General features: G+C 56.3%; 9 protein-coding genes and 6 pseudogenes. 8 read left to right on the forward strand and 7 right to left on the reverse strand.

Features of this window, described 5'->3' with window-relative positions; translation table 11 throughout:
• Window positions 1-101, reverse strand: a pseudogene (locus Q363_RS40705) (ATP-binding protein); the annotation flags it as partial.
• On the opposite strand from Q363_RS40705, the pseudogene Q363_RS42865 reads away from it, so the two are divergent.
• The 3 genes and pseudogenes from Q363_RS42865 to Q363_RS17510 form a co-directional block, all read left to right on the forward strand.
• Window positions 96-526, forward strand: a pseudogene (locus Q363_RS42865) (transposase); the annotation flags it as partial. The pseudogenes Q363_RS40705 and Q363_RS42865 sit on opposite strands and share 6 nt — an antisense overlap.
• Window positions 527-556: 30 nt before the next feature.
• Window positions 557-1,531, forward strand: a complete 975-nt coding sequence (locus Q363_RS44225) for a cytochrome P450 (RefSeq protein ID WP_245632293.1) — start codon at window positions 557-559, stop codon at window positions 1,529-1,531.
• Between the two features lie 495 nt (window positions 1,532-2,026).
• Complete coding sequence (locus Q363_RS17510; RefSeq protein ID WP_051978922.1) at window positions 2,027-2,446, forward strand: transposase; 420 nt, start codon at window positions 2,027-2,029, stop codon at window positions 2,444-2,446.
• 655 nt (window positions 2,447-3,101) lie between these two features.
• Here Q363_RS17510 and Q363_RS17515 read toward each other — a convergent pair.
• Window positions 3,102-6,377 carry a TonB-dependent receptor gene (locus Q363_RS17515; protein ID WP_035352633.1) on the reverse strand — a complete coding sequence of 1,092 codons (3,276 nt, stop codon included), beginning with the start codon at window positions 6,375-6,377 and terminating at the stop codon, window positions 3,102-3,104.
• Window positions 6,378-6,720: 343 nt separating this feature from the next.
• Between Q363_RS17515 and Q363_RS38385 the strand changes: the two genes are divergently transcribed.
• Window positions 6,721-7,023 carry a GntR family transcriptional regulator gene (locus tag Q363_RS38385; protein WP_084080489.1) on the forward strand — a complete coding sequence of 101 codons (303 nt, stop codon included), beginning with the start codon at window positions 6,721-6,723 and terminating at the stop codon, window positions 7,021-7,023.
• Here Q363_RS38385 and Q363_RS17520 read toward each other — a convergent pair.
• Window positions 6,960-7,465: pseudogene (locus tag Q363_RS17520) on the reverse strand (transposase); the annotation flags it as partial. The gene Q363_RS38385 and the pseudogene Q363_RS17520 sit on opposite strands and share 64 nt — an antisense overlap.
• Before the next feature lie 129 nt (window positions 7,466-7,594).
• Here Q363_RS17520 and Q363_RS46390 point away from each other — a divergent pair.
• Window positions 7,595-7,798 (forward strand): annotated as a pseudogene (locus tag Q363_RS46390) (relaxase domain-containing protein); the annotation flags it as partial.
• On the opposite strand, the gene Q363_RS44230 reads toward Q363_RS46390, so the two are convergent.
• Window positions 7,697-7,915, reverse strand: coding sequence for a hypothetical protein (locus Q363_RS44230; RefSeq protein ID WP_035352635.1), 219 nt, complete (start codon window positions 7,913-7,915; stop codon window positions 7,697-7,699). The pseudogene Q363_RS46390 and the gene Q363_RS44230 overlap by 102 nt on opposite strands.
• Before the next feature lie 17 nt (window positions 7,916-7,932).
• Window positions 7,933-8,367 carry a hypothetical protein gene (locus Q363_RS44235; RefSeq protein WP_035352637.1) on the reverse strand — a complete coding sequence of 145 codons (435 nt, stop codon included), beginning with the start codon at window positions 8,365-8,367 and terminating at the stop codon, window positions 7,933-7,935.
• Here Q363_RS44235 and Q363_RS46395 point away from each other — a divergent pair.
• Together Q363_RS46395 and Q363_RS17535 are read left to right on the forward strand one after the other, a co-directional pair.
• A pseudogene (locus tag Q363_RS46395) lies at window positions 8,263-8,729 on the forward strand (AAA family ATPase); the annotation flags it as partial. The gene Q363_RS44235 and the pseudogene Q363_RS46395 overlap by 105 nt on opposite strands.
• A 105-nt stretch (window positions 8,730-8,834) precedes the next feature.
• Window positions 8,835-9,683, forward strand: coding sequence for a hypothetical protein (locus Q363_RS17535; RefSeq protein ID WP_245632290.1), 849 nt, complete (start codon window positions 8,835-8,837; stop codon window positions 9,681-9,683).
• 411 nt (window positions 9,684-10,094) lie between these two features.
• Here the strand turns inward: Q363_RS17535 and Q363_RS44240 are convergent, their stop codons facing one another.
• Together Q363_RS44240 and Q363_RS46400 are read right to left on the reverse strand one after the other, a co-directional pair.
• Window positions 10,095-10,517: a Fic family protein gene (locus tag Q363_RS44240; RefSeq protein ID WP_245632291.1), complete on the reverse strand. Its 423-nt coding sequence runs from the start codon at window positions 10,515-10,517 to the stop codon at window positions 10,095-10,097.
• A gap of 105 nt (window positions 10,518-10,622) precedes the next feature.
• Window positions 10,623-10,973 (reverse strand): annotated as a pseudogene (locus tag Q363_RS46400) (Fic family protein); the annotation flags it as partial.
• Between Q363_RS46400 and Q363_RS42870 the strand changes: the two are divergent.
• On the forward strand, window positions 10,974-11,192 hold the full coding sequence (locus tag Q363_RS42870) for a hypothetical protein (RefSeq protein ID WP_211256231.1): 219 nt from the start codon (window positions 10,974-10,976) through the stop codon (window positions 11,190-11,192).
• The last annotated feature ends 521 nt before the right edge of the window (window positions 11,193-11,713 follow it).

Genomic DNA, 11,713 nt, shown 5'->3' on the forward strand with positions numbered 1-11,713 from the left:
AGGGCGCCGGTCAGGCGTTCGGATCCGAGGACTTCGGTCCATTCCTGGAACGGCAGGTTCGAGGTGATCAGAGTGGAGCCGCGTTCGTAGCGTTGTTGCAGGTCGAGCAGATCGTTCGCATCAAGCTCGAAGCGGTGTGCTTAGACTCTACTTCGATCAAGGTGCATCCCGACGGGACAGGGGCTCTAAAAAAAATGGACCATAGTCCATTGGCAAGTCTCGAGGCGGATGGAACACCAAGGTTCATATGGTTGCCGCGAATGCTCGAACGGCCATAGGCTTCTCGCTGTCGCCAGGCAATGCCCACGATGCACCCGAGGGACGGGAGTTGTTGTGGGAGCTTCCGCGAATGCCCGAAGGCCTGCCCATATTGATGGATCGAGCCTATGAAGGCGATGTGACCAGACAACTCGTGCTCGACTTGGGCATGGTTCCGGTGGTGCCGCCTAAGTCCAATCGGATCGAGCCCTGGGACTACGACCGAGCCCTCTATAAGAAGCGCAACGAGATCGAGAGGCTGTTCCAGCACAGCGCTATGACCAACTACGCTTCCATCATGCTGAAGTGCATCTCCAGGCTGCTTTCAGAGTGGCGCGTTGGAGACGTACGCGATATTCACGCCGACATGATGCGGTATACGCGAGAGACGATCTGCAGTGTGCTCTTCGGAGGTGAATTCACTCCCAACAACGTTGAAATTGGCAATGCGGTTTCCGTAGTTTTTGGTGATCTTCGGGCAGAGATTCTGTACCCTCCGATCTGGAGGAGATTGCCACTTGCCCGAAGCATCCGGTGGAATCGCGCTGTCAAGCGACTGAACCGTTCCATACGAGAAACCGTCAGGGCAAGACGAGATTCCGGCGAGCCTGGTATTGACCTACTCGGCTCTCTTCTTCGCGCCCGTGATTCCGATGGCCATTCCATGTCAGACGAACAGTTGCACGATGAGATTATGACCTTCTTTCTCGCCGGCCATGAGACGGCAGCACTGTCTTTGACCTGGGCCGCTTATCTTCTAGCGACCCATCCGGAGACACAGGAGCAAGCGGCGAAGGAAATCTCCGTAGTTACCGAAGGAGGCGAGATCCGGGCGGAGCATTACCCACAACTGCGCTTTGTGACGGCGGTGGCCAAGGAAGCTTTGCGACTCTATCCTCCGGTGTGGAGTTTAGGACGCAAGACAACAAAGCACGGGAGTCTCGGTAGCCTGCCTGTTTCCAAGGGGACGGATCTCTGGCTCTGTTTGCATCGGCTACACCGCGATCCCCGTTGGTACCCCGAACCGGAGCGATTCAGCCCGCAACGTTGGCTCGGAAATCAGCTGCAACGGCGGTTTACCTATGCGCCATTCGGAATTGGCCCTCGTGTCTGCATCGGCCAGCATTTCGCGATGGCTGAGACCGTGCTCGGACTCGCCTCGATGCTGCGTCAGTTTCGCTTCTTGCTGGTCTCCTCTGCTCCTGCCGAGGTCAACGCGTGGATCTCTCTTCGGCCAAAAGAGCGCATCGAACTCCGCGTGGAACAGGTTTGATGACGCGTAGACTTCCGTGTAGCCGACCACTGGAAGTGTCATGCGATTTGCACGGGTTGATCGCCGTGCGGGAATGCGTCCAAGAAGCTCGGCAGAACGCTGAGATCAGGAGGCATCGGGAGAGTTCGGATCGGCGGCGATGCGCACAATCTCACGATCTCTCGGAATTTCAGGTGGCAGGCAGATCAGTCCTTCCCGTATAGTCCGCGCCCGGCACACCAGATCTTATCAGCGGGGCCCCAAATTACAAAAGGAGTCCACTATTATGCTGAAGTCTGCGGTTTTATGTAGTCTCGCGTTGATTGCTATGCCCTCAGTGGTCATTGGGCAACAGAGTTCAGTGACTCACAAATGGAAGTTCCCCACTACCGTCAATGCGCCATGGGCGATGGAGGGCGACCAGAAGCCGCTCGATACGCCTAGTTCGGCGGCGGGTCTCTGTCGCTCGACTCCATTCAGTACGACTGGCGTCTATGGCCCTCTTGGCTCAGCCGCATGTTCCGCGGCAAGCTGCTTGCCTTCCTCAAGTGGGGCTATCGAGGGAAGCAACTATGCCTACCCGGCACGTCGGCTGCACTCTCCCCGCCGCGCGCATTTCACGCCCTGCTCCATACGCTGCGCCGGCGAGAGTGGGTGGTCTACTCCAAGCCTCCGTTCGGCGGACCCGAACATGTCCTGAAGTACCTGGCCCGCTACACCCACCGCGTCGCCATCTCCAACGGAAGGCTGCTCACCCTCGATAACCGACAGGTGCGCTTTCGCTGGCGAGATTCCAGACAGAGCAACCGCAGCGGCGTCTTGACCCTCGACGCAGTCGAGTTCATCCGCCGCTTCCTGCTCCACGTCCTGCCCTCAGGCTTCGTCAAGTCCGCCACTCGCCCTCTGCAGGATCCATCTCAGCGCTTCCACTCATGACGTCAACGTGCTGCTGACAGAACAGCAGAAGTCCGCGCTCAACCGCTCATGACAACCTTGAGGTTTGTTGCAGCCACTCCATGCACACCGCCAGCACACCACCGGACGAGTCTACTCTGGTCACCGTCGTCCCATTTCGTGCCCAGTCAGCCGCAGCAACTCCCCGCAAACAGCATTCAATCCCCATACATCCACCGTGCTAGCGGCTTACTGCAAATCGCCGTATCCACACTGCTCCGCACCGGCGGCATCGAAACACGAGAAAGTTCTGTCGGCGGAGCACTGTCGATACGGCACTAGAGATTTCGCACTCAGTGAGAATAAAGTCGCCAATTTCCGGTTTGGCGCCAATCCACCCGGAACTCGATGGGTAAATACTGAGAGTCAGCCCTGGTATCTCCCGACTATGCAGTTAATTCCCGGAAAGGATTGGACGCAAACAAGTGTAATTTTGAGATTTGAGTAGCGCGGCAGTCGAAGTGACGATTTTGCGTGGGAAGAAAACAGTGCAACAGCAACCGCAGGTCAGAGCATGGCGACAGCAAGGGTGAACTCAGTTTCAGTGAGAACAACAAGGCAAAACGCCTCTTCCTGAATAGAAGAGGCGTTTCGGTTGACTACGGTTTAGTTATTAGGCCAGGAGAGGTAGGCCTACTTAGAAGGATAGTTTCAAGCCGAGTTCGATCTGACGTTCGGTGGAGAGCGTGCCTGTGATCTGACCGAAGGTGGCGGATGAGATGTCGTTCTGCGGGGCCGCTAGGCTGACCGTGTTGAGGATATTATAGAAGTTGGCACGGAACTGGAGGTTCGTTTCTCGATAGAGGCTGAAGGACTTGCTCAGGTTCGCGTCAAAGTTCTTGAAGCTAGGAGAGCGTTCCGAACCGACAGAGGCGGTGCCGAAACCCGTGGTGCTTTCTTGCCCATAGGCGCAGATACCATTGTCTGTGTTAATGCCGCATCCGATCGCGGAAGGACCAGTGCCGAACCAGTGGTCTACGGAACGATTCTGTACATCTAGCTTGCGATAGTGATTGCCGCGGTTCGCACGCTGGTTGACAGCGTAGTTTCCTGGTGAGCTTACCGTGAACGGGAAGCCGGAGTGAAGGTTGGCGATTCCGCCGACCTTCCATCCGCCTACGATCGTATCGAGGAAGCGATTCATGTTTGCACCGACGAGGCGACCGCGACCAACGGGAAGGTCGTAGTATCCGGCGAAGGTGAAGATATTAGTCGCGTCAAAGAAGGCCGGTCCGTAGTCTCCGGAACCGTTGTAGGCGTCCTGCCAGTAGGCACTCTGCGAGGAGCCAGTTCCTCCATAGTAGCCGAGGTTATTGGTGAGGCCCTTGCTCCAGGTGTAGTTCGTGAGGAACTCGAAGCCGCGATTGAAACGACGACGACCCGTTATCTGGAGTGCGTTGTAGTTCATCATCGACCTGGATTCGGTGTAGCTGACCTGGCTTACAAGGTTAAGATTCGGAAGACTGGAGACCGGAAGTGCGCATGCGGGTTTAGTAATGTCTGCACAATGGCGCTGGTTGCCCTCGCGCGGATCCACGAGGTGGTTTCCGCTCTGGCCGAGGTAGGCGATGACGAGTGAGGTATTGTTGTCAAGCTGCGTCTCAGTGGTGAGGTTGAACTGCTGTATCAGCGCGGGCCTCAGGTTCGGATCCCAGGCGCGAACATTTCCGGACCATATGTTGGTGGCGGTGGGAAGGGGGAAGCCGCTCTGTGTCTGAAAGAATCCGGAAGTGCCAGTTCCGCTCTGCTGACCAGAGGAGTTGCTGAAGAAGGGAGGATTAAGGGTTAGGCGAAGGTTCGCTCCGGTGCCTTCGAGGAAGTTTGTGATGCCATATCCGCCGCGGATGACGAACCTTCCATTGAACTTTTCAGGCGAGTAGGCGAAGCCGACGCGTGGCATCCATCCATTCCAGAAGGCGTTGTAGAGAGCGCGACTGGCCCCGTTCTGTCCGGCGATCGTGATTGCCCCGGTGGCGATGTTCAGGTTCGACTCTTTGTTGTTGGATTCGTAAAGGGGCTGATCCCATTCCCAGCGCATGCCGAGGTTAAGGGTGAGGTTGGGCGTTGCCTTCCAATCGTCCTGGAAGAAGATGGCGTCGCGCCACTGCCGCTGTCCCCATTTCGAGACGTAGGAACCCTGCCCGAACGCTGAGGACTGGTTCAGCAGGAAGTCGGCCCATGAGTCGTTGGTGCCAAGGGTGCGAGCGCTATAGGTGCCGTTGTAGTCGAAGTGGCCGAGCACACCGTCGTTGCCGGAGTAGTTGCGGTTGGATTGATAGCGAATGAGGGTTCCACCGAACTTGAAGGTGTGGCGACCGAACTGCCAGCTGACGTTGTCGCCGTAGGTAAAGGCGTTGGTGAGGCTGTCGTTCTGGACGCCCTGTCCGCCGAACGCGGGGGAGCTGCCGGAGGGACTACCGAGGACGTAGCCGTTGATATTGAATGCGGACATGCCCGGGGCGATCTGATTTCCGGGGATTCCGAGCGCGCTGTTCCCGGTGAGCCCGAGCAGTCCAGCCGGGTCAGAGACGAGATTACTAAAGCGGCCACGGCTGAATCCGGCGCGCGCCTCGTTGACTACACGAGTGGAGATGACGTGTGTCCAGTTGATAGAAAACCCGGTATAGGGACTGATGTTTGCCTGACCAAGTTGGGTGGGAATCGAGACTCTGCTGGGGCCATCGTTTTCGCGTCCGATGGTGAAGCGGCCGGAGATATTGTCTCTGTCGGTGAGTTTGGCGTCGATCTTGAAGTCGCCCTGATTGTTGTTCGTTGCACTTGCGATGGTTCCGACGTAGTTGTTGGTGAGGCTGGTGGTAGCGACATTAGGCAGCGGATAGATCTCCGGGTGAGCGAAGAGATATTGGGCAACCGGATTAAGAACGGAAACGGTTCGCCCAAGGTTTGGGGCGAAGCCGCTACGCATGGCTGCTGTTGCCACACTGTTAAACTGAGTGCTGCTAGTATGCTGGCGCGCTCCCTGATAGTCCACGAAGAAGAAGAGACGGTCACGGATGATGGGTCCCCCAAAGGTGCCGCCGAAGATGCTGCGATTGAGGGAGGGCACAGGTCCGATGGCGGATTTGTCAGCGGTGTGCTTGTTCGTCCAGCTGTTTGCGTTCATGTTGTTGTTTTCAAGGAACCAAAAGGCGTTGCCGTGGAAGTTGTTGGTTCCGCTCTTGGTAACCATGACGACTTGGCCGCCGTTGGCGTTGCCGTACTCGGCGGTGGCGTTGCCGCTGATGATACGGAGTTCGCCGATGGCGTCTACGTTGGGACTGTAGTTGATGTAGTTGTCGATGGCGTCGTTGATATCGACACCATCGAGGGTGTAGTTGTTGGTCTGCTCACGGTTGCCGTTGACGAAGAAGCCACTGTTGTAGGTGGGACGTCCGACGTTGTTCGCGTTAGAAGGCGTGGTCGCGACAGCGCCGGCTACTAGAGTGGTGAGCGAGGAAAAGTTACGCGCCTGCAACGGGAGCTCGGTAGCCTGCTGCGAAGTGATGGAGGTGCCCGTGCTCGGATTCTCCGTGTTGAGGATGGGAGCGGCGGTGGTAACGATAACGTTTTCATTCACCGAGCCGACCTTGAGCTTGGCATCCACTTTGGCTTCCTGGCCAACTTCGAGGTTGAATGGACCGACCGAGGCGGAGCCGAAGCCCTGGGCTTCTATGGAGATCTTGTAGTGGCCGATCTGGAGAAAGCGAAGGACGTAGACACCATCGGCATTCGTTGTCATGGAAGTCTCAACACCTGTGTCGACGTTGGTTGCTGTGACTTTGGCTTCGGCGATTGCGGCTCCACTAGCGTCGGAGACGGTACCGGTGACGGAGCCGGTTATTGTCTGTCCTATGGCGATAGAACAGCTCACGAGAAGAGCGAAGAGACTGTAGAGCGCAATATGGTATCTCATTCGTGCACCTCCATTTTTAAGTTGTCGTGCGGGACCTGTGGTAGTTCGGCTGCATCTTCGTAATCCCACGGAAGTGAGATTGTCCTTGTGCGCCCTTTATCCGATTTGCTTGAACACCAAGTTCACCTACTGTATAGACAACTGAACCTCGCTTGCAAGCCCGATAGTGGTTTAATTTTCAATAACTGGGTTAAATGCCGACGGCGGATATGTGTTTACGATGTGCCCCGCGTGGAGCTAGGAGAATGAGTGTCGAAATCTCTGGGTCAATCTAGGTCGGCGGTGCGCCCCCCTGGACAAGAAGGGGTTCATCCCTTTGTACTTTCAGATTCAACGGGCGCTGATGGAGGATATCCACTCCGGTGAGTTGTCGGACGGGGACGCTTTAACGTCAAAGGAGGAGTTGGCGCGGGCGTACCAGGTAAGCCGAATGACGGCACGCCAGGCTCTGCATGGGTTGAAGATCAGCGGCTATGCGTTCAGCCTGAAAGGGCGCGGGACGTTTGTGACTCGGCCGAAGCTGGAAAGGAACATCATGCACTTGATGGGTTTCACGTGGGATATGAAACAGCGCGAAATGATTCCGAGTTCGCGAGTGCTGGAGCCGTCCTTCGAACGAAAGCTCTTCTGCGAGGCCCAGGCCTGAATCAGCGTGCCATCCACGGTGAAGTGCTCATCGCTCATCAAGCGCTTGGCCTGCCGGTTGACCTCGCTGAAGAACTGCTGCGCGACCGCGCTGCTCAGCAACCGATCGCGGTTCTTGGAAAACACCGCGTGGTGCCATACCGCGTCGTCCATGCCCAGCCCGACGAACCAACGAAACAGCAGGTTGTAGTCGATCTGCTCGACCAACTGCCGCCCCGAACGGATGGAGTAAAACACCTGCAACAACAAGACCCGCAGAATATACTCCGGCGCAATCGAGCGACGATCCGTCGCAGCATACAGTTGGTCAAACTCCCCACTCAGTGACCCCAGAACCTGGTCGGTCAGCTTGCGCACCGCACGCAACGGGTGATCCTGAGCCACACGCTCTCCAACGACACATAGCTGAACATCCCATCCAGAACCCGTTCATCTCCACGCATCCCAGTTAGACGAACATGACTGCACAGCAGTCGCATTCTTCAACAAGTTCCTAGTACTACTGTGTTATCAATTAGATACCGCGCCGTGGATACATCACGGAGGTCTATCGGAATGAGCTCGCATGTGAGGTGCGTGAGCTGGGATACGAGATTGAGAGTCAGAGGAATGCAAAGGGAGTCGATAACGGATTCGAGATCAAGGGCATCTCCAAAGATCTGCTGGAGCGGTACTCACAACGCAGCGAGCAGCGGGATGAATCTATCCGTCAGTTCACGGCGGAGCATGGACGGCAGCCTACAGATGATGAGGTTGCCGTGCTCATCCGTGAATCTCGACCGGATAAACTGCATGAGATCAGTACAGCGGAGGTACACCGGCTGCAGGTCGAGCGAATCTCTCCGCAGGAACACACGAAGCTGCTCGATCTTCGGCAGCGAGCTATCGAGCATAGGCCAGAGAGAGAGCCTCAGCTGTTGAGTCCCTGCGGCACACCAAAGAGCATCTGTTTGAGCGCAAGACCGTCGCTAGGGATCATGAGTTGCTCACCGAAGCTCTGCGTCATGGCAGAGGCAGACTTGATCTGGGCGATCTGCGCGGGAACTATGAGTTTGCAGTATCGCAGGGCAAGCTGCTTCAGATCGGCGGCAATGTGGCAACACAAACAAGCCTTGAGCGCGAACGAAACATGGTTGCGATCATCGATCACGGGATCCATCGTTATTCGGCCTTGGGTGGAAAAGATCACTTTGAGCCGAAGGCGAGTCTCCGGGCAGAGCAGCGCAACGTCGTAGAGACGATACTTGCCTCTCAGGACTTTGCCTTCAATCTGCGTGGTGCTGCAGGGGCCGGAAAAACGGCCACGTTGCAGGAGATTGATCGAGGATTGCAGGCAGCGGGCCATACGGTCTTGGCAGTTGCCCCAACGCGAAGTGCTGTCGAGGAACTGCAGAAGGTCGGGTTTAGAAACTCGATGACGATCTCTCGTCCGCTGGAGGATCAAACCGCACAGCAGAGCTTGCGGAGGAATGTGCTGATCGTAGATGAGGCGGGTATGGTTTCAGGTCGTAGATGGAAGGGTTGCTCGACCTGGCGCGTCGTGAGGAGGCACGGATTCTGTTTTCGGGCGATACGCGGCAGATACGGAGTGTTGAATCCTCTGACGCGTTGAGGATTCTGGAGGGAGAGTCACGGATGACGAGTGTTTCCCTGCCTGGCATCCAACGCCAATCGAACCGCGAGTATCGAGAGGCTATCGAGACTTTCTGCCAGTCGCCCGATCATGGCTTTGCCAAGCTCCAAGATTTGGGTGCTGTCCGTGAGGTGCCATACATGGAGCGAGCACAGGCCGTGGCGGATGTGTATCGAGAGATGACGGCAACGCCGGGTCGCAAGGTGCTCGTTGTCGCGCCGACACATGAAGAGATCGGGCGCGTGACGCAGGCGATCCGTGATGACCTGAAGCAGCGGTCTGTATTGGGTGACGGGGAAACGCTGCAACGTCATATTCCTTTGCAGTGGACTGAGGCTCAGAAGAAAGACATCTCCAACTATCAGCCTGAGCAAGTGCTCGTCTTTCATCGCGCCTCACGCGGAATCGAGAAGCGTGAGGCGTTGACGGTCACGGGCGTATCCGGTTCCAGCATGCATGCCACGAATGAACGGGGCGAGGAGAAGTTGATCAGTCCGACGCAGGCAAGATCGTTCTCCGTGCATGAGAGACGTGGGATAGAAGTCGCTGCCGGTGACAAGCTACTGCTAGTGGGCAATCGTAAAGAGCCGGGGTTCCGCGCAACGAACGGCGAACTGACGACGGTGCGTGATGTGAGCCAAGGCATCATCCATCTGGAAGACGGTCGTAACGTGCCGGCGAACTATCGGGAGTTCACGCATGGCTACGCGGTCACGGCTCATCGAAGTCAAGGCAAAACCGTCGACCAGGTCATCATCTCGGCAGATGCGATGAAGCAGGAATTATTTTATGTCGCCGCGTCGCGTGGTCGTGAGGGAATTGCCATCATCACGTCAGACGTAGAACGCCTGGGCGAGTCGCTGGGTGTTTCGATGGCCCGTCCGTCAGCGATTGAACTGGTGAACGAAATAACGCGAGCGAAGGTATCGCCTGAGCAAGACATCGGGCAGGTGCTTAAGCAGGAAATAAAGCTTCCCGTCCAGCCTCAGGAGATCAGTGTGGGACTGGGAATGGAGTTGAGCTTGTGAAGTCGGCGCTCAAAAATATTTTCGTGTGATGCCGAGCAATGCTGAGCAAGAGAGTGCGCTCAGGTGCAACAGTGAGTTGTTTGTCACGCTCTTTGACCCTCTGGACAACCAATGTAATTCGCTTCATTGTGGAGTTAGGGAGCAGTGAGCTATGCCAAATCCTTCCATCTCCAATGGAGCGTTCGTGAAACAGACCAGGCGGCGGCGATGCTTGGTGTCCATCCGAAGACGTTGCATGACTCGCCGTTCAGGGCAAATCACGGCTTACCGAATCGGCAAGCTATGGAGATTCCGGGCTTGCGATTTGTGGGCCGGTGTAGCCGGTCGCGTGGCATCTCTGAATGAGCTGTATGAACGTGTTGCGCCAATGCCCGGCACATACCGCAACGAAGGGCTGGGCAAGTCGCCAGGTCAAACTTGGGGGTACAACCTTGGAAACAGCTCTTCTAGCGCGCACTCCGGGAAGCGAAGTGCGACGGGTCCCTTCGGGGTTGAGGAGGCAAGCAATCCGAGCTCTGTAACGTTAGCGAGCACTCGACGTGCAGTGCGTTCTGGAAGGCCGGTAATGCGGGCAACCTCTCCTCTTTCAAGCTCACCCCGCATGAGCGCCTCTTCCATGATTGCGGCAGCTTGCGGCTTTAGAACGCTACTCCTCTCAACAAAGGTCCGAAGCCTCTGTTTCAACTCATTCAAGTCGAACAGTCCCGACATGAACTGAACTTGATCCAAGCAGACCTTAAGAAACCACAGCACAAACTCTTTTAGTGCTTTCAGCGAGAGGTTTCCCCGTCCGTCCAGGTCTCCCTGTCGTGGCATATCCGCCAAGTCCATCATGCGCTTGTACTCGCCTCGGCTCTCAAGACCTCGTGCAAGGCCACGCGAGATTGACCATAGGCCATGTGCTCCGATGCCAGTTTGATGAGCCATCGCATGGCTCATCAAACGGCTCACTCTGCCGTTTCCATCCGGAAAGGGGTGAATGTAATTGAGACGATGATGAGCCGCTGGGATGGCCATGATTCGGCTAGCGGTCCCGAGAGGCGAGAGGTTATAGCGTTGCTCAAAATATCGCATGAAGTCCGTCACACGCCCGCTTGAGGGCGGCAGGTGACGACCGACAGCGTTGTCGTGTTCGGGCCGCGAACGCCATTGACCGGGTCGCATGACAATTTCCCGAGACTCATTCTTAAGCGTGCGCATTGCCGGGGGAGCGTCGCGATAAAACTCATGGTGAATCCACCGGATGAATTCAGACGATGTCGCCGACGGTAATGTCCCGTGAAGAAACATTTGATCGATCTCCGTTTGGACTCGGACATGCGCCGCTGCTTCGATCTGCAAGTTGCGCCGCTCCTCATTTTGGTCCAACTCCCCCGACAGAGCGCGCTCAATATCTCGGGGCCGCGTATTGTGTCCCTCGATCAGGTTGCTGTAGTAGGTATTCATGATGCGCACAGCATCAGCCAAGTTCGCGGCTGTGAGCGGATGCAGAAATTTCCCAAGAACTGATACGGCTCCGGTCAGATCTGCCACCACATCTGCGATAGCCGATGAGGGCTCGTCGATGAGGGCTGGTTCAATTCGACTTGGAGATTCAATAGTTGTCATGGGGTATGATTTGGCCGAAGGTTTAGCTCAAGGAGTCCCTGTATTTATTGATAATACGCTACGAGGACGCCATTTGTGGCCGATGTTGTGGCCGATCTTTCAGCAATCCCGGTCGATCTGACAGGGTCCTTGGAGGTGACGGCTTACAACCGTGGGTTGGTCGGTTCGCTTTCCAGGGCTACTCAGGAGTAAGGCGCAAGAGCCAAACCGTCGCGAGTTCGTCCCAAAGCCCCGACTTCTCGACCGCTCAGTAGGTCGGAACCAAGAAAGACGATTCGCGGTCGCTGTTGGATCACCCGTGCCAATTTTCTAAATTATTTTTTGCCAGTTTTCCATAGCCCAATCGTGTCCCTAGCGTTCCCCAGAATTCTGGGGAGTGAGCAGAGGCATACGACTTCAGATTGAACTCAAGCAGCGAGATC

The sequence above is a fragment of the Edaphobacter aggregans DSM 19364 genome (assembly GCF_000745965.1).
In the GTDB taxonomy this organism is placed as follows: Bacteria; Acidobacteriota; Terriglobia; order Terriglobales; family Acidobacteriaceae; genus Edaphobacter; species Edaphobacter aggregans.